The sequence below is a fragment of the Geobacillus proteiniphilus genome, from assembly GCF_001908025.1.
In the GTDB taxonomy this organism is placed as follows: Bacteria; Bacillota; Bacilli; order Bacillales; family Anoxybacillaceae; genus Geobacillus; species Geobacillus proteiniphilus.
On the sequence record NZ_MQMG01000003.1, the window covers coordinates 66,342 to 88,794 of the forward strand.

Genomic DNA, 22,453 nt, shown 5'->3' on the forward strand with positions numbered 1-22,453 from the left:
TGTGTCTTTCCTCGTCTGCACGCAACGCCGCCCGAACCGATGCCTGTTCCGCGAACTGAAAAGCAACCGCCTCTCTGCTTGTAGCGCCGCTCAAGCTCCAACAGCTTCGCCTTCACATCGGTGCGGCTTCCGGCATAGCCAATGAGAGCGCCGTTTTTGCCGACAACACGGTGGCACGGAACGAGAATCGACAGTTCATTCGCCCGGTTTGCCTGGCCGACGGCGCGCACCGCTTTCGGGCGGCCGATTTGCGCGGCGATGTCAGCGTATGTCGCCGTCTCGCCATACGGGATGCGGCAAAGCGCCGCCCACACCTCTTCTTGGAAGGCTGTTCCCTTCCACTTCAGCGGCAAGTCAAATGCTTGGCGTCGACCGTGGAAATACTCATCCAGCTGCCTAAGCGCGCGTTCAAGAAGCGGCGACTGGCTTTTGACAGCCGGATGTTCGCCGGCGAACGCGCGCCATTCTTCTGGAAACAGCTCGACTTTGACAATCGCGTCGCCGTCGGAGGCGATGTAAATGTCGCCGAGCAGCTCTGAGCGGTATACTGCATATTCAATCGTCATCGTCGTCCTCTCTTTCCATTCGTTCGATCGGCAGCGTGATATGGAACGTCGTGCCGACGCCGACTTCGCTTTCCACTTCAATTTTCCCTTGGTGCTCTTCTATGATTTTATAGCTGACCATCAAGCCGAGGCCGGTGCCGCGTTCTTTCGTCGTATAAAACGGCTCGCCAAGCTTTTTGATTTTATCTTTTGGAATGCCGCATCCTTGGTCGGTGATGGAGATGCGCACATAGCACCCGGCGCGGGTGATGCGCACCGTAATGTCCCCGCCTTTTGGCATCACTTCGATGGCGTTTTTCAAAATATTGATGAACACTTGCTTCAGCTGGTTCGGCTCGCAATACACCGGCGGCAGCCCGCGCTCGAAGTCGGCGATGATTTGCACGTTGTGCATCATCGCTTGGGCGCTGATCAAATCGATCGTATCTTGCATAATTTTGCAGATATCATTTTGTTTGTACTGCACCGCCTGGGGCTTCGCTAGGACAAGAAACTCGGTGATGATCGACTCAATCCGCTTCAATTCCGACATAATGACATTAAAATACATCGAATAGTCGCCGTCAATGCTTCCTTGCAACAGCTGAATGAAGCCCTTTAGCGCCGTCATCGGATTGCGGATTTCATGGGCGATGCCGGCAGCCAATTCCCCGACGACGTTGAGCGTATCCGACTTGCGCAGCTGCAGCTCCATCTCCTTGCGCTCGGTCACATCGCGCAGCATCATCATCCCGACGCCGGGAATCACTTCCTTTTTCAGTGAAAACTCAATAATTCTCCCTTTTCCCTCGTCGAAAAATTCGACCTCGCCGCTCGCTTCGCCGGTGCGTTGGCATTGTTGAAGCAGCTTATTGAGCTGGCGGCGCGCCCGCTCCGGAACGAGCTCGACCACCATCCGGCCAAGCAGCGCCTCCTTTTCGGCGGAAAAAATGCCGCAGACAACCGGATTGGCGTCGATGATCCGATGCTGCGCATCCCAAAGCAAAATGCCATCCATCGCATGATCGAAAATGCTCCGGAACTTTTGCTCGCTTTCGCGCAGCTCGCGCTCGATTTTCCGCCGCTCGCTCACATTGCGGAAAATCGTCAGGTGGTACCCGTCGATCGCTCCTTTTTTCATTGTGAACTCGAGCTGCTTATCCTCACCGTTCGGCATATGAAACGTCAGCTCGTCACGGATTTCCCCTTTGCGGCGGAACTCGCTGAAAATGCGTTTCACCTTTTCGTCCCCATAGTCGACAAAATCAAACAAATTGCGGCGCACAAGCAAATTCAAGGGCAGCTCAAACGTCCGGCTCGCCGCCGGATTGGCGTTCAATATGTAGCCAAAATCGTCCCAAATGAGGATCGCCTCATGCGCTTGTTCGAAAATAGCCCGGAACCGTTCTTCGCTTTTTTGCAACTTGATTTCCATATTTTTTCTTTCTGTCACATCGCGCATAATGGCCATGTAAAACCCGCTATAGACGTTGGAAGTCGCCGTCAGCTCAAACATTTTCACCGTTCCGTCCGGGCGGACAAGCGACAACTCGCCTTTGGCCGTTCCCTTTTCTTTCACTTCCGCGAGCAGCCGAGCGAACTCATTGGCGCATTCGCGGGCGACGAACTGCTGAAACGACAAATTGAGCAGTTTGCCTTTTTCCAAGTTCAAGCTCATCGAAAACGCCGGATTGACATCGATAAACCGCCCAAATTCATCGAAAATGACGATGCCGTCAACGGCGCGGTTGAATACGTCGCGAAACAAAAACTCATGAATGATGCGTTCGCGCTCAAGCGCCTTATGGGCTGAGATGTCGCGCATCATGACAAGGTCAAATTCGTCGAACACATCCTTTTTCATCGAAAATTCCACATGCTTCACTTTGCCGTCCGGCAGCTTGATGAGCAGTTCATCGCTGAACGAACCGAACTTTTGCAGCATCGAGCGCTGAAACAGCAAAATATCGGGCGGCACGAGTTCGAGGAACGAAGAAAACGAATGGCCGATCAACGAAAACTTATCCATCTCAAACAGCTTGCACGCCGCTTCGTTCACATCGACAAATTCACCGTTTTTATTTAAAATAACGATCGCATCGAGCGACCGCTCGAAAATGACCGAATAGCTGTTCAACCGCTCTTTTAGCCGCCGATTTTCCTCTTCAAGCAACCGCACATCCGGCGATGCATTTTGTTCTTCCCGAGGAGAAAGGCTTTGGGCCATATCCATCTCTCCTTGTCTATTCAAACCATATCAACTAAATATATATTCGCTATGGAAAAATTTACTCCTCCTTTAATTCACGAAGATTTTCGAAAAATCTTTTCCGCAATGTTCGACAAGTTTTTTTGCTTCTTTGTTTGGCTAAACTGCATTATAATAATAAGGTTAGTATGAATCATAGATGCAGCGAAAAAGGGCAACAGATCCTTGACGAAAAAACAACTTTGTCTATTTTCTCGGCTGACAAAACCAAACCTGTAACTTTCCTCCGTCGCGCCAAGAAGCGATGGAAGATCGAACAATCACCCACTTTACGCCCTATGCGTCGGTCAGGAAGCGTTGTTGCTCACCCGCCCGACAGTCAATCAAAGGCCGATTGGCTCTGTAAAAGCTGCAAATGAAAAAGTTTCAAATTGCATCTATCAGCAAAGGGGTTTTGCTGCGATGAACATCGTCTGTACAACATTAAACGCGAAATACATTCATATGAATTTGGCCATCCGCTATTTAAAAGCATACGCACAGCCAGAGTTTGACGTCAAGCTCGTTGAATATACGATCAAAGACCCGGTGCTGAACATTGTGACGGATTTGTACCAACGCCGTCCGGATGTCGTCGGTTTCAGCTGCTACATTTGGAATATTGAAGAGACGATCAAAGTCGTTAAGCTGTTGAAAAAAGCAGCTCCGGACGTCATCATCGTCGCTGGCGGCCCGGAAGTGTCGTACGATGTGCGCGAATGGATGGAACAAGTGCCGGAGTTTGATTTTATCGTCATCGGTGAAGGAGAAGAAACGTTTAAACAGCTGCTCTTTGCCTTAGAAGGCCGCAAAGAAGTGGCTGATGTCGCGGGGCTGGCGTTTCGCGATGGAGACCGCATCGTCATGAATCCACAACGGAACAAGCTCCGCCTTGCTGATATGCCGTCGCCGTTTCGCTTTCCGGAAGACATCCCACATCTTCCGAACCGGATCATCTATGTGGAGACAAGCCGCGGCTGCCCGTTCAGCTGCCAATTTTGCCTGTCCTCGATTGAAGTAGGTGTCCGCTATTTTGACCGTGAAAAAATTAAGGATGATTTGCGCTATTTAATGAAGCACGGAGCGCGGACGATCAAGTTCGTCGACCGGACGTTCAACATCAGCCGCAGCTATGCAATGGACATGTTTCGCTTTTTAATTGACGAACATGTACCGGGAACGGTATTTCAGTTTGAAATTACCGCCGACATTATGCGCCCGGAGGTCATCGAGTTTTTAAACAAGGAGGCGCCGCCCGGGCTGTTCCGCTTTGAAATCGGCGTCCAGTCGACAAACGACGAAGTGAACCGTCTCATTATGCGCAAGCAAAACTTCGCCAAGCTGGCGCGAACGGTGACGATGATTAAAGAAGGCGGGAAAATCGCCCAGCATTTGGATTTGATCGCCGGTCTGCCCGAAGAAGACTACAACTCGTTCCGAAAGACGTTTAACGACGTGTTCGCCCTTCGCCCGGAAGAACTGCAGCTTGGCTTTTTGAAACTGCTGCGCGGCACTGGGCTGCGCCTGCGCGCCGAGGAGTACGGCTATGTGTATATGGACCATGCGCCATACGAAGTGCTCGCCAACAACGTCTTGTCGTTTGATGACGTCATCCGCATCAAGCAAGTGGAAGACGTGCTCGAAAAGTATTGGAACGCCCATCGAATGGACGAAACGATCGAGTACTTGGTGACCGATGTGTTCCCATCGCCGTTTGACTTTTTCCAGCAGTTTGGCGCGTATTGGGATGAGCGCGGCTGGGCGCGCATCGGCCATCAGCTTGAGGATTTATTCCGCCGCTTGCATGAGTTTTTACGTACGTGTGCGTCAGATGCCTTGCCTGTCGCCGAATCGCTCATGAAATACGACTACTTGCGTGGACAAAAGCATAAGCCGCGCAAGCCGTGGTGGGAAGAAAAAACGGAGAAAACGACGCGCACGACCGTCTACCGCGCGCTGCTTGAGCGCCCCGAGGCGCTTGGGGAGGACTTTGCCGCCCTCGGGCTCGGGGAAAAGGAATTGTTTAAACATACGGTCGTTGAAATCGTGCCGGTCGATGTCGGCCGCTATATCGCCGCGAAGCAGCTCTCGTTTGCGCCAACGGCCATCGTCGCCTATTTCGACCCGTCTGGCACAGGAGCTACGGTCTTTTCTGCACCGCTTTCCACCCTGTTCACGTCATCCGCATCGGCTTGAACGCCCAAGCGAAAAAGAGCGCTGTTTCCAGCGCTCTTCTTTGTCCGCCCACCGATCCAATCCCATCAAAACGGCGGCCTCACCGCGGCGGCTCTTTTTGTTTTGTCTCCTTCTCCTTTGCTTGCTTTTGCTCCTCGATCAGCCAAAACGGCTGATAAGCAGCGAAATCGCCCCATTCAAACGCTATTTCTTCATTCGTTCGAGCGGGCCGCTCCTTATGCTCTTTACCCATCGCCGCCTCCTTGGCGCCCTTTTTTCGAATTGCGGTTCGCGCCGCGGATCATGTCCTCCTCGCCGGCGTATTGTGCCGCAAATTCGGTATCCGGCAAACTTTCCGTTGGCGTTTTATTGTTGTTTTTCGCTGCGTCAAATTTCACTTTTCGCTTCATCATCGTTTCGTCTCCTCCTCATCAACCGTTTTCCGCTCATAAGCGACAAGCACAATTTCTTCTCCTGTTTCTTCACGCAGCCGCTGTTCGAGCTGCTGGAGTTGGCGAAGCGTCCCGTCATGAAGACGGGCGACTGGAAATGCGACGTTGGCCACACCCATCCTCCTTTCGCATTTTTTCTTATCATGCCTCGTTCAGGTGCGTTTTATCATAGTTCCGAAAGAAGACTCCCGCTTCAAGCAAAGCGAAGCGGGAGTAGTTCACGCGTCTCCATAGCCGGTACATCTTCCGTCTGTCATCATCTGATCCAGAGGCTTTCATTCGGCAAGAAAGAGGGAAATTGAAAACGCCCCACTGTCCCATATTTCCCTTCATGACAGCTTTTCTCTTTGAGCGTGTTCTGGATGAATGAGCCAAACAGCCATGCTACCGGCGATCAGTGCTAGTGCGCTGAGCACCAAAAGAAGCCAACTTGCACCATTTTTCATCAGCCATGCCGCCAGCGGCGGTCCGGCAGCCACCCCGATAAATCGAAGTGAACTGTAAAATGACGTCACCGTCCCACGCTCGCTTCTCTCAATTCCTTCCGTAATCAGCGCATCCAGGCATGGAAGCGCGGCGCCAATGCCGATGCCGGCAGCCGAAAACAACGCCATCCAAACAGAGAGAGACGGATGAAACGAAATGATGGCCAACGATGCAGCTGACAAGAGGCAACCGGCGACCGCTCCCCATTTCATCCGTTTTTTCCGGTCGCCAATCGCCTTCCCAGCGGCAAATGAGGCGAGGCAGAGCGCTCCGAGCGGGATGGCGAGCATCCATCCTTTCTTGATTCCATCAATGCGATAAACGTCTTCAAGACGGTTGGAAAGAAAAAACAAAAAGGCAAATAACACGAGCATCAATAAACCACCGATCATAAAAACACCAACAAGCCAGCGCCCTTCACGGCGGAAAATCGCCGCCACCGCTGCGGCAAAATCCCGAAACGGCTGCGGCTGCTCCCGCCGCACCGACGCTTGGACGGACCAAATCATCAGCGCCGCTGACAGCAGACAAAAGACGGGAAACGAAAAAAACGGCAAAAACCAAACAATCCCGGCCAGCATCGCCCCGAGAATCGGGCTCAACACTTTGCCAAACGTATTCGCCGTTTCAACCACTCCCAACCAGCGGCTCGCCTCATCATCATCCGGAAACAAATCACCAACAAGCGGCAAAACGATCGGAAACGCCCCTGCCGCCCCGAGCCCTTGCAACATGCGCCCGGCAATCATCCATCCGTACGGGTCTTCCATCCGCCAAGCGGCCCACCCGGCCAGCCCCCCGCCAGCGGCCGCCAACAAGAGGCTCGGAATGATTACCTTTTTCCTCCCGATGCGGTCGCTCATATAACCGGTCAGCGGAATCAATAAAATGGCGACAACGGAATACATCGTAACGAACAAACTCGATTGCAGCGGCGTAATGCCGAGCTCTCTTTCCATCACCGGCAGCACCGGGATAAGCATCGAATTGCCCAACGTCATCACAAGCGGAATTGAGGCGAGCGCAGCGACCGCCCATCCCCGCCCAGTCTGTCTTTCCGTCCGTTTTGGCAGCCGCATCGTCCATTCCATCGCTTTAGGTTCCTTTCCTACTTGAGTCTATATTTCACCTAATATGATGTACGTTTTTTCGTACAGCATGCGGCTTAAAAGTGTAAATGGCCCTCACTCAAATGACTGATCGTCTGTTCTCTGCATGCATATGAGTGAGCCGAAAACAAATAGGGATGGAAGCTTGTGAATCGCGTTTTGGCTCCTCCCCCTTTAATTCCCACCAATACCTTGTGGTCCATTCGCCTATACTAATCATGCCACACCAAAATAATAATGATAAAGGAGGCAGACACTATGGCACGCGGAAGCAACAAACTGCTTGTTCCAGGCATCGAACAAGCGTTGGAACAAATTAAGTACGAAATCGCCCAAGAGTTTGGCGTACAGCTCGGGGCTGGCACGGTTTCGCGCGCCAACGGCTCCGTCGGCGGAGAAATTACGAAACGGCTTGTCGCCCAAGCGCAAAGCGAGCTGGCAGGCCGAAAAACGGAATAAAGCCGAGCGGAATCACTCGGCTTTTTTCGTTTTGGCATCCATCGCTTTCGAATGGCGGTGGGCGTCGGCTGGGCGGCGATGTCCCTCCTTGCCGCTGTCGCCCCCATTCTCCTTTTTCTTTTCATAATGAGCGCCTGGCCGCAGCGGACGGGCGTTCCCATGGCTTTTCCATTTCGCATAACTCTCTTTTTCAGGAGAAAGGCTTCCTTTGGTCGGATGAGAATGTTTCTGCTTGCGCGGCGGCTGTTTTTCGTTTTTTGATGGCTTCGGGTTTGACTCGTTATGGTTCTGTTTCTTTGACGGCTGTTGTGTCGGTTGTTCTTTGGCCGCTGGCGTTTTGTTTTCTTTTTCTCCGCCTTTGGCCTTATCTTTCCAATCTTCTCCTTTCCGGCCGTTTCCATCTGCCGAGCGGACAGATGCTGGCGCAGCCGGTTTCACCTTTTTCTCGATTTGCAATAGTTTTCCGGTTGTCATCCCCCGTTTGACAGCTTGGTTGCGCACTGCCATCGTACTATTGGCCGTGGTAATGACAATCCGGTCATCCGCCACTGACCGCTGGATTTCCGCGAGCGCTGCAGACAGCTTCCGCGCCGAAGAGGCGTCGCGCTCCCTCTCCACCGTCGTAATAAGCACTTCCCCGCCTTTCTTTAAATACCCCTTTTGTTCGCTTAACGCAATGATTTGTTTCGTTACCGAAGAAAACGGTTGACGTTTCCATGAAGGAAGCGCCGCCAGCACCTTCTTTCCTTCCTCATTGTAAGCCTTCAGCGTCAACACGCGCAGCTCCGCGTCGACGCCCGCTTCCATGCTTGGGTTGATGTCGATCGACATGTATGCGTACACCGCATTGGAAGGCCATTGAATCCAAGTCGCCAGAAGCACCGTGGCCGCCGTTAGAACGCTTATGAGCGCATATCGAAACGAACGGCGGCGAAACGGAAAAGGACGGCCAACCGCATTCGCTTTGACCTCTTCTCCAATCTCGCATTCTTTTTCTTTTTTCAATCGGAGAAATTCCCCTTCCGGCGTCAATACAGTGACGAACTCTTCATCCAACTCCAGAACACTTATACAAGCCGGACTGACGCTCGTTCTTTATACTATTCGCACATCGTAAACCAAATATGGCCGTCGTTCAAAGGGAATTTTTTCAAAATGTGCAAGTGAACACAGGTCCCCAAAAGAACCCAACGCCGCCGAGCACACGCCTTCCAGCGGCAAAAAATCAGGTGTTTTTCCCATCTTAATGAAAAAGGGGTGAAACGCGGTGTTGCCGAAAAGTTTGACGAAATGGAAAAAGGGGCTGTTTCCCCATTGGGACAGCCCCCTTTTCATTGTTTGGCCGCTCATCCAGCCTTTTCTTCAGTCCGTGCCATTTCATTCAGCTCACTATGCTTGCGGCCGTAGATAAAGTAAATAACTAAACCGATCAACAACCACGAGACAAAACCGATCCATGTCGTCGCCGGAAGCTGAAGAACGAGGTAGCCGCAGAATAAGACAGCCAAAATCGGAACGACCGGGACAAACGGAACGCGGAATGCCCGCTTTAAGTCCGGTTGCGTTTTACGCAACACCAACACGCCGATCGAGACGGTGATAAAGGCAAAGAGCGTACCGATGTTCGTCAGTTCCGCCAATTTGTTGAGCGGGATGATGCCGGCGAATACCGAAACGGCCGCTCCAGTCAGCCACGTGTTCACATACGGCACTTGGCGGGTCGGGCTGATGCGAGCAAACACTTTCGGCAGCAAACCGTCGCGGCTGATGGCGTAGAAGAGACGCGTCTGCCCATACATCATCACAAGGAGCACGGTCGTAATGCCGGCGATCGCTCCAAGCGAAATAAAGCCGGCGACCCAGTCTTGGTGGATATAGTTTAACGCAAACGCCACCGGGTTTTTCACGTTGAGCTGCTCGTACGGAACGATGCCTGTCAATACGAGCGAAACCGCAATATACAACAATGTGCACACAAGCAACGAGACGATGATGCCAATCGGCATGTTGCGCTGCGGATTGCGCACTTCCTCCGCCGCAGTCGACACTGCATCAAAGCCGATGTAAGCGAAAAACACCGTCGCGGCGCCGGTCGCCACGCCAGAGAATCCATACGGCATAAACGGCGTCCAGTTTTCCGGCTTGACATACCAAACGCCAACCGCCAAGAAAAGCAAGATGACAGCCACTTTAATAAAGACGACGATCGTATTGAAACGGGCTGATTTTTTTGCGCCCAAGTTCAACAAAAATGTAATGAACAAAATGATGAGAATGGCCGGCAAATCGATGAACGTTCCTTTCGCCGGATCATACGCACTCGTCAACGCCTTCGGCAGCTCGATGCCAAAACCAGCAAGCAGCCCTTGAAAATAGCCGGACCAACCGACGGCGACCGCCGACGAAGCAACCCCGTATTCCAAAATCAAATCCCAGCCTAAAATCCAAGCGAATAATTCACCGAATGTCGCATAGCTGTATGTGTATGCGCTCCCAGACACTGGGACCGTCGAGGCGAACTCAGCGTAACAAAGCGCCGCAAACACGCATGCCAATCCGGATAAAATGAACGAAAGAACAAGAGCTGGACCGGCATGTTCCGCCGCCGCCACCCCGGTCAGGACGAAAATGCCTGTCCCAATAATGGCGCCGATGCCGAGCATCGTCAAGTCGAAGGCGCCTAGCTCTTTTCGCAGCGAGGCTCCTTTCACTCCCGATTCTTTCATGAGCAACTGAATCGGTTTTTTACGAAACAAATTCATAGATGTCTCCCCTTGTCGTTTTTTGTAGAAAATTGTTGAATTTTATTGTCGAATACAGTTGTCATTCTACATGATCCTTGTTTTTTTGTAAAGTGCGAAAATAAGAAAAACAACAAAAAAATTTTTCCCTTTGACGCAGCAAAGCTAAAAAAACTATTTTAATAAATATCAAAAAAAACAATTTACAAATTTTTCAGATAAATATATAATAAGTGTGTGACAAATTTGTGACAGAAGGGAGGAAGATTGCCCCTGTTGTATTACAGGTTCTGTCGCTCCGCTTTTATGAAAACGCTTTAAACACGAACGAGGAGGGATCACTATGGCAGTGAAAAAGGAATCGTTGGCTGGACAGGCGGGCATCAACTATGAAGCAATCGCCCAATCCGCTTCGTTCCGTGGGCTCGTTCAGGCGAAGAAACGATTTATCATTCCAGCGACCATCTTTTTCTTCGTCTTTTACTTCGCCCTTCCAGTGTTGACGTCCTACTCGAAAGCGTTGAATGCGCCGGCGGTCGGGCCGGTCAGCTGGGCTTGGCTGTTTGCCTTTGCGCAATTTGTCATGACATGGGCCTTATGCATCCTTTATTCGAAGCGCGCTGCGCAATTGGATGAAATCGTCGAGCAAGTGAAGCGAGAAGCGCAGGAAGGGGGAAACGCCTAATGCACGGGTTGGCCTTTTTCCTCTTCCTCGTCATCGTCGCCTTGACGCTCGTCATTACGTACTACGCCTCAAAGCGAACGAAAACGACGAGCGAATTTTACACCGCTGACAGCAGCCTCACCGGTTGGCAAAACGGGCTCGCCATCGCCGGCGACTATATGTCCGCGGCATCCTTCTTAGGAATTGCCGGCATGATCGCACTGACTGGATTTGACGGCTTCTTTTACAGCATCGGCTTCCTTGTCGCCTATCTTGTCGTCTTATACATCGTTGCCGAGCCGCTTCGCAACCTCGGCAAGTACACGATGGCCGATATGATCGCCGCCCGTTTTGATGATAAGAAAGTGCGCGGCGTCGCTGCTTTGAATACGATCGCCATCTCGATCTTCTATATGATCGCCCAGCTTGTCGGCGCCGGCGGCCTCATCAAGCTTCTGTTGGGCTTAGACTACGTTTATTCCGTCTTGATCGTCGGCGTTTTGATGACGGTGTACGTCGTCTTCGGCGGCATGACAGCAACGAGCTGGGTGCAAATCGTCAAAGCCGTCTTATTGATGGTCGGTACGTTTATCATTTCCATCATCGTCTTTGCTAAATTCGATTTCAGCATCGCCAAAATGTTCCATGAAGTCAAAACCGCGACACCGCTTGGCGAAGCGTTTTTAAACCCGGGCAACAAGTTTAAAGATCCTCTTGACACGATTTCATTAAACTTGGCGCTCGTTTTGGGGACGGCCGGGCTGCCGCACATTTTGATCCGCTTCTTTACGGTCAAAGACGCCCCGACTGCGCGCAAATCGGTCGTTTATGCGACATGGATCATCGGGATTTTCTACGTAATGACGATCTTTTTAGGGTTTGGCGCCGCCGCGTTTGTCGGCTATGACAAAATCGTCGCCGCCAACCCGGCCGGCAATATGGCCGCCCCGCTGTTGGCAGAAGCCCTTGGCGGAGATTTCTTGTTCGCTTTCGTCTCTGCCGTAGCGTTTGCGACCATTTTGGCGGTTGTCGCCGGGCTTGTTCTGTCAGCCGCCTCGGCGTTTGCCCATGACTTTTACAGCCATATTTTGCGGCGCGGCCAAGCGACGGAAAAAGAACAAATGCTCGCTGCCCGCTGGGCATCGGTCGGCGTTTCCGTATTATCGATTTTGTTAGCGCTGTTCGCGCAAAAAATGAACGTCGCCTTCCTCGTGTCGCTCGCGTTTGCCGTCGCGGCGAGCGCCAACTTGCCGACGATCGTCTTTACGATTTTCTGGCGCCGCTTTAACACCACCGGAGCAATTACAGGTATGCTGGTCGGGCTCATCAGCGCCTTAGTGCTCGTCTTCTTCAGCCCGAACGTCTGGTCGCCGCAGCCGGGTGCCGCCATTTTCGTTGGCGAACCGCTCTTTAAGCTTGCCAACCCCGGCATCATCTCGATTCCGCTCGGCTTTATCGGCGCCATCGTCGGCACGCTCGTCTCGTCGAAAAAAGCAGATGAAAAGAAATATACGGAAATTGTCGTCAAAGCGAATACCGGGATCGGGCGCGTGTAACACAACGAAGAAGGGGCTGATCCAAAACGCGAATGCGTTTTGGGTCAGCCCCAATTAGCAGTATTTCATCAATTTTTTGCTCAACTCCAAGAAATTTTCGGCATCACTAACGTCAACGTCAATAGTCCTTATTATCCTTTTTCTCTTCCTTTTTATGTAAACTCCGCATAAGGTTGGATGTGATCAGCTTTATGCCGTCGGCGCACGATGGAACAACTTGGCAAACTGCGTATACCGCTCAACTTGGCGGCGGTCGACGTCATAGCCGATGCCCGGGGCGTTCGGCACGCGGATCAAGCCGTTGTGCACCTCGACTTCCGGCGTGATAATATCCCGCTCCCAATAATGGGACGACGCGGCGGTGTCGCCGGGAAGCGCGAAGTTTTCCAACGTCGTGATCGCAATATTGTGGGCGCGCCCGACCCCTGCTTCCAGCATCCCCCCGCACCAGACCGGAACGCCTCGCTCAGCGCAAAGATCGTGGATGCGCTTCGCCTCCCAAAGCCCGCCGACGCGCCCGATTTTGATGTTGATGATGCGGCAGCTGCCAAGGTCAAGCGCCTTGCGCGCATCGTCATATGAACGAATGCTTTCATCAAGGCAAATCGGCGTCTTAAGAAGCGGCTGCAGCCGGACGTGATCGACAAGATCGTCAGCGGCGAGCGGCTGTTCGATCATCATCAGCCCAAATTCATCAAGCGCCTGAAGCCGCTTGGCGTCAGCGAGCGTATACGCCGAATTGGCATCCGCCATGAGCGGCACGTCAGGAAACGCGCGCCGCACGTCGCGAATGACATCAACATCCCATCCCGGTTTGATCTTCACTTTGATCCGCCGGTACCCTTGCGCCACATACCGCTCAATCACCTGAAGCAGATCGTCGACCGTCGGCTGGATGCCGATGCTGACGCCGACTTCAATTTCCTTTTTCGTTCCCCCGAGAGCTTGACAAAGCGGAACGCCAAGCCGCTTGGCATACAAATCCCATACCGCTCCCTCAAGCGCCGCTTTCGCCATGTTGTTTTGGCGGATGGCGGCAAAGCGCTCTGGCAATTCCGCTGGATGCCTAAGCGGCTTCGAAAACAAGAGCGGCACGAGAAACTCTTCAAGCATATGCCAGTTCGTTTTCACCGTTTCCTCGCTGTACCATGGGACGGAAAACGCGACCGATTCGCCCCAGCCGGAAACGCCGTCGCAATCCACGACTTCCACTAAAATAAACTCTTTCGTTTGAAACGTGCCAAAGCTCGTTGTAAACGGCGCCTTCAACTCCATTTGCAAATGGCGCAATATGACGTACTCGATGTTGATCGTCATTCCTCTTCCCCTTTCTGCGGCAGCCATTCGTTTCTCCTCACCCATATGTAGTGCATCGCCGGCTCCCCGGAACGGCGCCAAGCGCCGGCGGCAATCCAGCCTTCCGTGAGCAGCCGCTGAAACAGAGAGCGCGTCGCCAGCCGCCACTCAAGCGCCAGCGCGAGATCCCGCTCTTTCAGTTGCGGAAAGTCAAGCGGAACAGCAGCCAACAACAACGGCGCCGCTGTTTCATCGATGTCTCTGGGCACCGGCCGCAACAGGCCGTCAGCCCTTTGACCTGCCTCGAGCACCGTCAGACCTCTGTCCTTGAGAAGATCAGCTTTAGCCAAGCTCCGCTCCCCGGTCGGGCGCTCATCAAGCCGCCATTCGACAATGAAACGGTCGGACGGCAGTTGACCGTTCAACGCGTCATTCATTTCGCCGTAGCAGTTTTCCACATACTCGACGCCAAGGGCCCCAAGCTTGGCCAAGTTCAAATAGCCGTTCCGACTTTGCAGCGGATCGTACGTCCAACGGATGCTCCGGTAGCCGCGCCGCCGCGCTTCTTCTGCCTGCTTCATTTTCAATCGGTAGCCAATCCCTTGATCACGAAACGGAGCGGCAATCCCCATCATATGGGAACAAAGATACACTTCCCCGTTTCGAAACCCAGGAAAGCTGTAGACAAAGCCGACAAGCTTCCCGTCCGCATACGCCCCGATGATAATGCCCCCGTTTTTCGCCACCGTCAGCGTTTGATGGAGCGGAACCGGCGCCGTTCCCCAAATCTCCTCCTCAAGCTTGGCCATTTCTTTTAACTGTTCGATCGTCTCAAGGATTTGCAGCGACAGAGGCATGCTCGTTCTCCCCCTGCGGCGCAAACGTCGCAAATGTGTTCATCACAACCCGCGCCAAAATTTCCACGCCAGAAAGCAAATCATCGCGCCGGAACGTCATGTTCGGGTGATGGAGCCCCGGACGCAAGTCGCAGCCCAATCCGAGCATCGTTGTTTTCAGCTCCGGTTTTTTAAAGGAATAAAAATGGAAATCCTCTCCTCCCGACGTCACGACCGGCGGAACGCATTTTTCCGTCCCCAAAGTCGTGATAATCGCCTCCTCCATCAGCCGCACAGCATCTGGATCAGGATCAGCGGCGACGATGCGCGTCCGCTCAACAAGCTCAATATCAGCTCCGTAAATCGCAGCGACCCCGTTGATCACATGGCGCAACCCCTCGACGAGCCGCTCCATCGCCTCGTTCGTTTGCGCCCGCAAATCAAGGGCAAACTCCGCGTAGTCCGGGATCGTGTTCGCATCTTTTTCACCGGCGTGAAACTTCGTCATTTTGATCGACGCTGGCACTTGTGGGTCGATATGAATTTTGCCGAGCTCTTGGACAATGGCGCTGCCGACTTCAATGACGTTGACGCCTAAATGCGGCCGCGCGGCATGTGCCGCCACGCCGCGAATCCGCCCTTCGATGCATTGCGCCGCCCCATGGATGATCGCCGGCGCCGCATATCCGCCTTTCACTTCTTGAATCGGCCGCAGATGAATGCCGTATAAAAACGACACGCCGTCAACCGCCCCTTTTTCGATCAGCTTTAACGCCCCTGTTCCTTTCTCCTCGGCCGGCTGGAACAAAAACCGCAGCGTCCCCGGCGGCTCATAGCCGATGCGGCGAAGCAGTTTCGCCACCCCGAGCACGATCGTCATATGGGCGTCATGCCCGCACGCATGGTTCGGCTGCCAAACGCCGTTCACTTCTTGCCAAAGGGCGTCCATATCGCTGCGCACCCCGACCGTAAACGGGCCGGCGCCGATTTCTGCCACCACGCCCGGACAATCGGCAAACGTCCGCACCCGATACCCTTCGCGCTCCAACTCCCGCCGAAGAAATTCGGTCGTTTGCCACTCTTCCCAACTGATTTCTGGATGGCGATGAAGGTGATCGAAAATCTCCCATAGCTCCGCTTTCATCTGCTCGATGATTTCTTTCATTCCGCTCTCCCCCGCTGTTTAAAAATCGATAGAAAAAACATAGTTATATTCATTATAATATTCAAACAAACAAATACAACGATAGGCAAACGATTGGAAAAAACAGACACGTGCAATTAAGGGCGACGCTTTACCAGTTGGTTGACGACCTCAGAAAAAATGAGCCCCATCGCAATCGCCCCAGAAATCATGAACGCTTTTGCCGCTAGTGAAATCGCCGCATTGTAATCGTTCATGACAACATGGCGCATCGCCTCAAACGCTGTTCCGCCCGGCACGAGCGGAAGAATGCCAGGGACGATAAAAATCGTCGCCGGCGTTCGATAGCGGCGGGCAAACCCGCTGCTTAAAAAAGCGACGAAAAACGCCGCAACAAACGTGGCGGCGACACCGTCTATCCCCGACCGGGCAGCGGCCATATACATCGCCCAGCCGCTCATGCCGACAAATCCGCTGTGCGGCAGCAATCGTTTCGGAATATTGAAAATGACGCCAAACAGCGATGACGCCACAAAGCTAAGCAACAGCTGCACAATCATCATCGATACTCCCTGCTAACGAATCGATAAAATAAAGGCAATGCCGGTGCCGATCGCAAACGCGGTTAAAAACGCCTCTGCACCGCGCGACAAACCGGCGATCAAATGGCCGGCCATCAAGTCGCGCACCGCATTGGTAATCGCCAGCCCCGGGACAAGCGGCATCACTGAGCCAATCATCATGTTTCCTACGTCTCCGACCAATCCAGCCCTTTCCATCAACAGCACGATCCCACCGGCGACAAAAGAGGCAAAAAATTCAGCGAAGAACCGGATTTTCACGAGCCGATGCATCATTTCAAAACACCAAAACGCCATTCCACCGGAAAGAAGGGAAGGAAGAAAATGATTCATGCCGCCTAGCAACGAGGCAAAACAAGCGCTCGCCGCCGCTGCGGCAGCAGTTTGCTGCCAAAACGGATAACCGAGCGGCTGCCGCTGAACACGTTCCAACTCTTTTCGCGCTCCATCGAGCGACAGTTCACCGCTGCTGATGCGGCGGGAAATGTGGTTGACAAACGCCACCTTGGATAAATCGGTCGATCGCTCGGAAATGCGAATAAAACGTGTTACGTTCGTTCCCTCAACGGAAAACATGATGCCCGTTGGGGTCACATAGCTGTGAGAGCGGGAAACACCGAACGAAGCGGCGATGCGCGTCATTGTATCTTCCACCCGATACGTCTCCCCGCCGCTTTCAAGCATTAATTTTCCCGCCAATAAACAAACATCAACAATGTCATCCACCCGCTCCGTCATGACCGGTTTGCTCCTTTCGTTTTCGCCCGGCACGGCATTGGCCATCCCGTTTTCCCTTGCCGGTGCTCATCGCAAAAACAAACTCCCACCAAACAAATTGGCAGGAGCCTCCTTGGATATCGTCTTTACCAAACTTGTTTCCATTATATCAAATAGGCGGCTGACCGCCAAACTGTGAATGAAATCTCACCGTTTCCCTTTCTTTCCTATTTTTCTGCCTCTTTCGTCTTATTTTTCGCTCCCACAGTCGAAAAAAGGCGCGCCAACGGCGAAATCGTTATAGCGAAAGCCAAAGCAAAAGGAGGAACAATGATGATGAACAAGCGATTTTCGCTCCCTCGCATGCTGTCAACAAGCGCACTCGCCGTAGTTGCTGCGCTCGCTCCTTACAGCCCAGCGGTGTTCGCCAACACGGGAGTCGAAGGACAAACAGAAGGCAGCACAGCGACCGAAACAGCGGTTTGTTTCATTTTTCCTCTCGTCAAAATAAGAAAAATCCGAACCCGCCGACCGGATTCGGATCCTCTGTCATTCCTCGCCAATAATTTTGACTTCCAATTCGAGATCGACTCCGAATTTTTCCTTCACGGTTTTGCGCACCATTTCGATCGTCGCGATGTAATCGGCAGCTGTCGCATTGTTTTTGTTAATAATGAATCCTGCATGCTTCGTCGACACTTCCGCGCCGCCAAACCCTTTCCCTTGCAGGCCGCTGTCTTGGATCAGCTTGCCGGCAAAATAGCCCGGCGGACGCTTGAACACGCTGCCGACAGACGGATATTCAAGCGGTTGCTTCGATTCACGTTGGAACGTTAAATCGTCCATTTTCGCCTTAATTTGCGCATAATCGCCCGGCTGCAGCGCAAAGACGACTTCGAGCACAATATCATGCGTCCGGCTGATAATGCTTGTTCGATACCCAAGCTCCAGCTCCTCGTTCTTTAACGTTTTCAACTCGCCGGCGAGCGTCGCCACTTTGACATGATGAAGCACATCTTTCACTTCACCGCCGTATGCCCCGGCGTTCATCATGATCGCCCCGCCGACCGACCCTGGGATGCCGCAGGCAAACTCCAAACCGGTAAGGCTTTGTTCCAGCGCAAACCGCGACACCGCTTTAATGTCCGCCCCGCTTTGTGCGATCACGTCGTTTCCTTCGCGCCAAATGCGGTTCAAATGCTTCAGCTGCATGACAATGCCGCGCAGTCCGCCATCGCGGATAATGACGTTCGAACCGTTGCCAAGGAGCGTAAACGGCAAGCCGTACTCTTCTTTCAGCCGCAACACCTCGATGACTTGCTCGTACGTCTCCGGCCAGACGAGAAAATCCGCCTTGCCGCCAATTCGGACCAATGTATGGTTTTTCATCGGTTCATCGCGCAAGACATTCTCTTTTCCACAAATCTCTACGAGTCTTTGATAAATGTGTTCCGCACGTTCCATCGTTCTGTCACCTTCTTTATTCTTCCATGCCGCTTGGCGGCATTCATCCATACCGTTTCCATTATCGCCGGAATCGCGCCGCATATCAAGTGGGCAATGTTCCTGATTCTGTTTTATTCCGGACTAGGCGAAAAGGTGACATCGGACGAAAAAGGGCAAAACCAAAAACCGGACAGGCGACCGTCGGGAAAATGGGCTCCCCGTTTCGCGGCAAGACGGCAGAAACGAAAGCGCCATGTCGATGCGCCAAATCGACGCCTTGTTAAACCCAACACTTAGCGAAAGATGTGTGCTCTACGTTTGTTGAGGCGCTGAATAGCATGCTCGATGCACCGCTTTCCTTCGCCGCGTCGGTGCCAACGGATGAAAAAGAACACCAAAAAGATCATGTAAAACTCGCGCAATACGCTGCGCCGCCAGCCGCCTCGGCTCCCGCTCACCCATTGGCTGGGACGCGGCGGCAGCTGACGGTCGGCAGCTTAAAAGACATATAAGGAAGGAGAGGAAATATGGACAAAACGAAGCTGTACCTTTCCGACATTCATCTCCCACTTATTTTTGGGCTGCGCCCTGCACAAAATGGAAGTGGGAGTCTTCTGTCGGGAAATGATAAACCGGCTGCTGCTTTCAAAGCAGCTGGTCAATTTTTTATCCATGTAACCGTTCTCATCCGTTTCCTCTATTGCCGTCCTCTTCCCGTCATGGTATGATGATAGGAAATCAAAAAAACGGAGGGGATGCCGATGAGATACATCACCTTAACGGACGTCTTTGTTCATCCCGTTGCGCAAAAATATTTAAAACGATCCGGCCTCGCCCATGCCATCGCGGCGGCGTACCATGCCTACTACCTTGCCCTCCGCCACGGCGTCGACCCCGATTTGGCAACGAAAGCCGCGCTCCTTCATGATATCGGCCACTACACATGGTACAAAAACGGCCGGTGGGATTACGAACAATACCGGCAAAACGACATCCACGCCATCAAAGGGGCCGAGCGCGCCCATAAACTGCTCATTCGCCTTGGCGAACACCCGCGCAACGCCAAAGAAATCGCGCTGGCGATTTTGCTTCACACCGATTCGTACCTCCCGGAAGGCGAATGGAAACGAACGCCGCTCCAAGCCATCGTTAAATGGGCCGACGAGGCCGACGAAGAGCCGGGCGGACGCCATCATTACCGAACGATCAGCGAAGATGTGGCGTGGAAAAAAATCCGCCAACTTGATGAACTCGTCAGTAGCCAGTTAAGAAAAGAGCGGCTCGGAGATATTGTTTGACCGCTTGTCTCACATTAACGTTCTCCCTTAACAAACGCAAGGCGCCGCCAACCATGTACGTTCCAAATAGAAACAGCTCACCCTTTCAGACAGGTGAGCTGCTTGCGTGTCAGCGGCATTGGTCAATGCAAGCGATTAACCGCTTCTCAATGTCGGCCGCGATTTCCTTAATCGCCAGCTCGTTTACCATGCCAACGAGCATCGTCGGTTTCGGCATGCCGATTTTCGTTGTGCCGTTTTCTTGGTAGACGACGAGCTTGCACGGCAAAAAGTAGCCGACAAGAACGTTTTCATTTAGCACCCGCGCCGCTTCTTGCGGGTTGCACACTTCCAAAATGACCATCGGCGTGGAAAAATCGAGCCCTTTCTCTTGCAGCTTTTCGGTCACGCTGAACCGCCAGAGCACGCCAAACCCTTCTTGTTTCAAGCTTTCTTCCAAACGCTCGATCGTTTCATTCATGCCCGTTGACACGTCAACCGTGTAATGGAACATCGCTCATTCTTCCCTTCATTATGTTTTCCCGCTGTTTAGCATGCCCAAATGGATCGCGCACCATCACGCAGAAAACGGACAGCGAAACATGATCAGTTCCAGCATTCACATGCCTTTTCCCGTGACCCGTCGCCTTTCAAGCGCTTCGATCATAAAATATCCACCCAAATTTTCACCGCCGTCGCCAAAATCAACACGGCAAGGATGACTTGCAGCACTTTTGTGTTCATTTTTTGCCCCGCTTTCGCCCCTAACGGCGAGGCAATCAGGCTCGCTATGACCATGATGAGAGCCGGAAGGTAATCGACTTGGCCGGTGGCGATTTTCCCGAACGTGGAGCCAATTGAGGAAATGAATGTCACCGCCAATGAGGTGGCGATCGTCATTCGCGTCGGGATTTTCAGGACAACGAGCATGATCGGCACAAGCAGAAAGGCACCCGCCGCCCCGACAATGCCGGAGCCGACGCCGATCAGAAATGCCAAGGCTGCCGCCAACCATTTGTTGAACGTCACTTGGTCAAGCGGAATGTCATCGATCCCTTTTTTCGGCACAAACATCATGATGGCTGCTAACGCCGCCAAGACGCCGTAAACGACGTTAATCGTTCCTTCGCTCATCAGCTTCGAGCCATAACCGCCGACAAAACTGCCGATAAGGATGCTCACCCCCATATATAGAATCAGCGATTTGTTCAAATAGCCGCTTTTTCGATACGCCCATACACCGCCGATCGTGGCGAAAAATACTTGCACCGCGCTGATCCCCGACACTTCATGGGCGCTGAACGCCGCCAGCCCAAACAACGGCGGAAGATACAACAACATGGGATATTTAATAATCGATCCGCCAATCCCGACCATGCCAGAAATAAACGAACCGATAAAGCCGATTAAAAAGATGACAATCATAAACGCAAGCGAAACATCCATCAACCATCCCTCCATTTTGTTTTAAAAAGGGGACGATGCACGTCCCCCATAATCTGTGTCGCTCCTTTATGCATGGGTATGATGCAGTGCACAGCGGTTTGGACCGATCTCAAGCTCCCGTTGCGTTTCGATATCAACGGTTTTGAGCCCGCGGTTGATGGCGACAATGTCTTCAAAGTTCGGCGGTGTTTCCGTATTGGCGCTTTGGATGACAAGATCGATAAATTCGTCTTTTGGTTTGTTTTGCATCATCTCATTGCGCGCGCGGATGCGGCCCAACGTATCGCCAACATACCCCTCCGCATTGATTTCTTCATCTAAATTGGCGTAGTGAGCCGGCAAGACGATCACATCATCGGCCATGGCCGCGACTTTTTCATACACGGTGTCATACAAATCCGCCGCCCATTCCGCCACCTTGCCGCCAAGGTCCGGCCGACCGAGTCCGCCGACAAAGATGGTGTCGCCGGAGAACAACCATTGGCCGTTGACAAAGAAGGAGACGCTGCCCGGCGTATGCCCCGGTGTTTTCACTGCCAACACTTCCAAATGAACGTTTTCGAAGTCGATCGTTTCATGTTGCTCAAGCGGCTCGAAATCAAACACCGCTCCTTCGCTTTTCATCAAGTAGTAAGCAGCGCCTGTCCGTTCCGCCAGCGCCTTGCCGCCGGACAAGTGATCGGCATGCAAGTGCGAGTCCACGATATGAGTGATCTTTACCCCTTCTTGTTGGGCCACTTGTTCGTACACGTCAATAAACCGCAGCGGATCGACGACAAGCGCTTCGCTTCCGGAAAGGACCATATACGACAGGCAGCCTTTGCCGACGCGGATGAATTGGTAAATTTTCAATTGATCGTCTTCGTATACTTTGGCTTGATGGAGATGCTCGCTCCACGCTTGCATTCCACCAGCGAGCGTATAAACGTTGTCAAACCCGGCTTCCGCCAGCTGTTCGGCGACAAATTCCGATGACCCGCCTTTCGCGCACACAACGACGATGTCTTTGTCTTTCGGAAGACGGCCGACAATCGAGTCAACCCCATCGATCAACTCAAAATACGGAACGTTCAAATACTCAAAGTTTTCCCCTTCGATTTTCCAATCGCGAAAATCACTTTCGTTGCGAACATCCAAGATGAACAGCGATTGTTTGTTTAACACCTTTTCCGTCATTTGTTGCACCGTCATTTCTTTAACCATAATTAACATCCTCCCTCTTTGATGATATTAATATACCCTACAGAGTATATTTTTTATCCAAAAAGGCCGCTC

General features: G+C 52.6%; 24 protein-coding genes and 1 pseudogene. 7 read left to right on the forward strand and 18 right to left on the reverse strand.

Annotation, left to right across the window (positions count from 1 at the left end):
* Positions 1–74 precede the first annotated feature (74 nt).
* Positions 75–566, reverse strand: a pseudogene (locus BRO54_RS02140) (methylated-DNA--[protein]-cysteine S-methyltransferase); the annotation flags it as partial.
* Positions 556–2,772 (reverse strand): PAS domain-containing sensor histidine kinase, encoded by a 2,217-nt coding sequence (locus BRO54_RS02145; RefSeq protein ID WP_074042984.1) that lies wholly within the window; start codon positions 2,770–2,772, stop codon positions 556–558. The pseudogene BRO54_RS02140 and the gene BRO54_RS02145, both read right to left, overlap by 11 nt.
* A gap of 444 nt (positions 2,773–3,216) precedes the next feature.
* On the opposite strand from BRO54_RS02145, the gene BRO54_RS02155 reads away from it, so the two are divergent.
* Positions 3,217–4,989, forward strand: a complete 1,773-nt coding sequence (locus tag BRO54_RS02155; protein ID WP_074042986.1) for a B12-binding domain-containing radical SAM protein — start codon at positions 3,217–3,219, stop codon at positions 4,987–4,989.
* A 79-nt stretch (positions 4,990–5,068) separates the two neighbouring features.
* On the opposite strand, the gene BRO54_RS19960 is transcribed toward BRO54_RS02155, so the two are convergent.
* The 4 genes from BRO54_RS19960 to BRO54_RS02165 all read right to left on the reverse strand — a co-directional run bounded on the left by BRO54_RS19960 (position 5,069) and on the right by BRO54_RS02165 (position 6,997).
* Positions 5,069–5,221 (reverse strand): hypothetical protein, encoded by a 153-nt coding sequence (locus BRO54_RS19960; RefSeq protein WP_167367364.1) that lies wholly within the window; start codon positions 5,219–5,221, stop codon positions 5,069–5,071.
* On the reverse strand, positions 5,214–5,381 hold the full coding sequence (locus BRO54_RS19765; RefSeq protein ID WP_011230441.1) for a hypothetical protein: 168 nt from the start codon (positions 5,379–5,381) through the stop codon (positions 5,214–5,216). Before BRO54_RS19765 ends, BRO54_RS19960 begins: the two co-directional genes overlap by 8 nt.
* The gene (locus tag BRO54_RS19965; RefSeq protein WP_013523245.1) at positions 5,378–5,533 is read right to left on the reverse strand and encodes a hypothetical protein; all 156 of its coding nucleotides are present in this window, start codon (positions 5,531–5,533) and stop codon (positions 5,378–5,380) included. Before BRO54_RS19965 ends, BRO54_RS19765 begins: the two co-directional genes overlap by 4 nt.
* 216 nt (positions 5,534–5,749) lie before the next feature.
* A complete protein-coding gene (locus BRO54_RS02165) occupies positions 5,750–6,997 on the reverse strand; it encodes an MFS transporter (protein WP_042381302.1) in 1,248 nt (415 codons plus the stop codon).
* A 276-nt stretch (positions 6,998–7,273) separates the two neighbouring features.
* On the opposite strand from BRO54_RS02165, the gene BRO54_RS02170 reads away from it, so the two are divergent.
* Positions 7,274–7,474 carry an alpha/beta-type small acid-soluble spore protein gene (locus BRO54_RS02170; protein ID WP_074042987.1) on the forward strand — a complete coding sequence of 67 codons (201 nt, stop codon included), beginning with the start codon at positions 7,274–7,276 and terminating at the stop codon, positions 7,472–7,474.
* Positions 7,475–7,486: 12 nt separating this feature from the next.
* Here the strand turns inward: BRO54_RS02170 and BRO54_RS02175 are convergent, their stop codons facing one another.
* Genes BRO54_RS02175 through BRO54_RS02185 form a run of 3 tightly spaced genes read right to left on the reverse strand, consistent with a single transcriptional unit; the run spans position 7,487 to position 10,236 of the window.
* Positions 7,487–8,530, reverse strand: coding sequence for an anti-sigma factor domain-containing protein (locus BRO54_RS02175; protein ID WP_239691173.1), 1,044 nt, complete (start codon positions 8,528–8,530; stop codon positions 7,487–7,489).
* Positions 8,531–8,569: 39 nt separating this feature from the next.
* Positions 8,570–8,824, reverse strand: coding sequence for a hypothetical protein (locus BRO54_RS02180; protein WP_042382606.1), 255 nt, complete (start codon positions 8,822–8,824; stop codon positions 8,570–8,572).
* Complete coding sequence (locus BRO54_RS02185) at positions 8,821–10,236, reverse strand: branched-chain amino acid transporter BcaP (protein WP_074042989.1); 1,416 nt, start codon at positions 10,234–10,236, stop codon at positions 8,821–8,823. Before BRO54_RS02185 ends, BRO54_RS02180 begins: the two co-directional genes overlap by 4 nt.
* 322 nt (positions 10,237–10,558) lie before the next feature.
* On the opposite strand from BRO54_RS02185, the gene BRO54_RS02190 reads away from it, so the two are divergent.
* Positions 10,559–10,900 (forward strand): DUF485 domain-containing protein, encoded by a 342-nt coding sequence (locus tag BRO54_RS02190; RefSeq protein WP_042382602.1) that lies wholly within the window; start codon positions 10,559–10,561, stop codon positions 10,898–10,900.
* Positions 10,900–12,435, forward strand: coding sequence for a solute symporter family protein (locus BRO54_RS02195; RefSeq protein ID WP_042382600.1), 1,536 nt, complete (start codon positions 10,900–10,902; stop codon positions 12,433–12,435). Before BRO54_RS02190 ends, BRO54_RS02195 begins: the two co-directional genes overlap by 1 nt.
* 189 nt (positions 12,436–12,624) lie before the next feature.
* Here BRO54_RS02195 and menC read toward each other — a convergent pair whose 3' ends face one another.
* The 6 genes from menC to murB form a co-directional block, all read right to left on the reverse strand.
* Complete coding sequence (gene menC, locus BRO54_RS02200) at positions 12,625–13,752, reverse strand: o-succinylbenzoate synthase (protein WP_074042990.1); 1,128 nt, start codon at positions 13,750–13,752, stop codon at positions 12,625–12,627.
* Positions 13,749–14,588, reverse strand: a complete 840-nt coding sequence (locus BRO54_RS02205; protein ID WP_042382595.1) for a GNAT family N-acetyltransferase — start codon at positions 14,586–14,588, stop codon at positions 13,749–13,751. Before BRO54_RS02205 ends, menC begins: the two co-directional genes overlap by 4 nt.
* The gene (locus BRO54_RS02210; RefSeq protein ID WP_042382593.1) at positions 14,563–15,732 is read right to left on the reverse strand and encodes a M20 peptidase aminoacylase family protein; all 1,170 of its coding nucleotides are present in this window, start codon (positions 15,730–15,732) and stop codon (positions 14,563–14,565) included. The genes BRO54_RS02205 and BRO54_RS02210 overlap by 26 nt, the downstream gene beginning before the upstream one ends.
* 116 nt (positions 15,733–15,848) lie before the next feature.
* The gene (locus tag BRO54_RS02215) at positions 15,849–16,274 is read right to left on the reverse strand and encodes a threonine/serine exporter family protein (RefSeq protein ID WP_042382592.1); all 426 of its coding nucleotides are present in this window, start codon (positions 16,272–16,274) and stop codon (positions 15,849–15,851) included.
* Between the two features lie 12 nt (positions 16,275–16,286).
* Positions 16,287–17,030 (reverse strand): threonine/serine exporter family protein, encoded by a 744-nt coding sequence (locus BRO54_RS02220; RefSeq protein ID WP_074043012.1) that lies wholly within the window; start codon positions 17,028–17,030, stop codon positions 16,287–16,289.
* 528 nt (positions 17,031–17,558) lie between these two features.
* Positions 17,559–18,473: a UDP-N-acetylmuramate dehydrogenase gene (murB, locus tag BRO54_RS02225; protein ID WP_074042991.1), complete on the reverse strand. Its 915-nt coding sequence runs from the start codon at positions 18,471–18,473 to the stop codon at positions 17,559–17,561.
* A gap of 320 nt (positions 18,474–18,793) precedes the next feature.
* On the opposite strand from murB, the gene BRO54_RS02230 reads away from it, so the two are divergent.
* Genes BRO54_RS02230 through BRO54_RS02240 form a run of 3 tightly spaced genes read left to right on the forward strand, consistent with a single transcriptional unit; the run spans position 18,794 to position 19,753 of the window.
* Complete coding sequence (locus BRO54_RS02230) at positions 18,794–18,967, forward strand: hypothetical protein (RefSeq protein ID WP_239691174.1); 174 nt, start codon at positions 18,794–18,796, stop codon at positions 18,965–18,967.
* 15 nt (positions 18,968–18,982) lie between these two features.
* Positions 18,983–19,183 carry a hypothetical protein gene (locus tag BRO54_RS02235; protein ID WP_074042992.1) on the forward strand — a complete coding sequence of 67 codons (201 nt, stop codon included), beginning with the start codon at positions 18,983–18,985 and terminating at the stop codon, positions 19,181–19,183.
* A 33-nt stretch (positions 19,184–19,216) separates the two neighbouring features.
* Positions 19,217–19,753 carry an HD domain-containing protein gene (locus BRO54_RS02240; RefSeq protein ID WP_074042993.1) on the forward strand — a complete coding sequence of 179 codons (537 nt, stop codon included), beginning with the start codon at positions 19,217–19,219 and terminating at the stop codon, positions 19,751–19,753.
* A gap of 109 nt (positions 19,754–19,862) precedes the next feature.
* Here the strand turns inward: BRO54_RS02240 and BRO54_RS02245 are convergent, their stop codons facing one another.
* From BRO54_RS02245 to BRO54_RS02255, 3 genes are all read right to left on the reverse strand, one after another.
* Positions 19,863–20,246: a DUF302 domain-containing protein gene (locus BRO54_RS02245; RefSeq protein ID WP_074042994.1), complete on the reverse strand. Its 384-nt coding sequence runs from the start codon at positions 20,244–20,246 to the stop codon at positions 19,863–19,865.
* 149 nt (positions 20,247–20,395) lie between these two features.
* On the reverse strand, positions 20,396–21,178 hold the full coding sequence (locus tag BRO54_RS02250) for a sulfite exporter TauE/SafE family protein (protein ID WP_074042995.1): 783 nt from the start codon (positions 21,176–21,178) through the stop codon (positions 20,396–20,398).
* Between the two features lie 66 nt (positions 21,179–21,244).
* Entirely contained in the window at positions 21,245–22,381 is a 1,137-nt protein-coding gene (locus BRO54_RS02255) for an MBL fold metallo-hydrolase (RefSeq protein WP_074042996.1), read from the reverse strand.
* Positions 22,382–22,453 lie beyond the last annotated feature (72 nt).

Bases quoted from the DNA above. Each gene is read 5' to 3' on its own strand.
- BRO54_RS02210 (WP_042382593.1), bottom strand. From the start codon at position 15,732: ATGAAAGAAATCATCGAGCAGATGAAAGCGGAGCTATGGGAGATTTTC.
- BRO54_RS02245 (WP_074042994.1), bottom strand. From the start codon at position 20,246: ATGTTCCATTACACGGTTGACGTGTCAACGGGCATGAATGAAACGATC.
- BRO54_RS02205 (WP_042382595.1), bottom strand. From the start codon at position 14,588: ATGCCTCTGTCGCTGCAAATCCTTGAGACGATCGAACAGTTAAAAGAA.
- menC (WP_074042990.1), bottom strand. From the start codon at position 13,752: ATGACGATCAACATCGAGTACGTCATATTGCGCCATTTGCAAATGGAG.
- BRO54_RS02235 (WP_074042992.1), top strand. From the start codon at position 18,983: ATGGACAAAACGAAGCTGTACCTTTCCGACATTCATCTCCCACTTATT.
- BRO54_RS02220 (WP_074043012.1), bottom strand. From the start codon at position 17,030: ATGACGGAGCGGGTGGATGACATTGTTGATGTTTGTTTATTGGCGGGA.
- BRO54_RS19765 (WP_011230441.1), bottom strand. From the start codon at position 5,381: ATGATGAAGCGAAAAGTGAAATTTGACGCAGCGAAAAACAACAATAAA.
- BRO54_RS19960 (WP_167367364.1), bottom strand. From the start codon at position 5,221: ATGGGTAAAGAGCATAAGGAGCGGCCCGCTCGAACGAATGAAGAAATA.
- BRO54_RS02165 (WP_042381302.1), bottom strand. From the start codon at position 6,997: ATGGAATGGACGATGCGGCTGCCAAAACGGACGGAAAGACAGACTGGG.
- BRO54_RS02170 (WP_074042987.1), top strand. From the start codon at position 7,274: ATGGCACGCGGAAGCAACAAACTGCTTGTTCCAGGCATCGAACAAGCG.
- BRO54_RS02145 (WP_074042984.1), bottom strand. From the start codon at position 2,772: ATGGCCCAAAGCCTTTCTCCTCGGGAAGAACAAAATGCATCGCCGGAT.
- BRO54_RS02255 (WP_074042996.1), bottom strand. From the start codon at position 22,381: ATGGTTAAAGAAATGACGGTGCAACAAATGACGGAAAAGGTGTTAAAC.
- BRO54_RS02215 (WP_042382592.1), bottom strand. From the start codon at position 16,274: ATGATGATTGTGCAGCTGTTGCTTAGCTTTGTGGCGTCATCGCTGTTT.
- BRO54_RS02155 (WP_074042986.1), top strand. From the start codon at position 3,217: ATGAACATCGTCTGTACAACATTAAACGCGAAATACATTCATATGAAT.
- BRO54_RS02180 (WP_042382606.1), bottom strand. From the start codon at position 8,824: ATGAGCGGCCAAACAATGAAAAGGGGGCTGTCCCAATGGGGAAACAGC.
- BRO54_RS02190 (WP_042382602.1), top strand. From the start codon at position 10,559: ATGGCAGTGAAAAAGGAATCGTTGGCTGGACAGGCGGGCATCAACTAT.
- BRO54_RS02185 (WP_074042989.1), bottom strand. From the start codon at position 10,236: ATGAATTTGTTTCGTAAAAAACCGATTCAGTTGCTCATGAAAGAATCG.
- BRO54_RS02195 (WP_042382600.1), top strand. From the start codon at position 10,900: ATGCACGGGTTGGCCTTTTTCCTCTTCCTCGTCATCGTCGCCTTGACG.
- BRO54_RS02230 (WP_239691174.1), top strand. From the start codon at position 18,794: ATGCTCGATGCACCGCTTTCCTTCGCCGCGTCGGTGCCAACGGATGAA.
- BRO54_RS02250 (WP_074042995.1), bottom strand. From the start codon at position 21,178: ATGGATGTTTCGCTTGCGTTTATGATTGTCATCTTTTTAATCGGCTTT.
- murB (WP_074042991.1), bottom strand. From the start codon at position 18,473: ATGGAACGTGCGGAACACATTTATCAAAGACTCGTAGAGATTTGTGGA.
- BRO54_RS02240 (WP_074042993.1), top strand. From the start codon at position 19,217: ATGAGATACATCACCTTAACGGACGTCTTTGTTCATCCCGTTGCGCAA.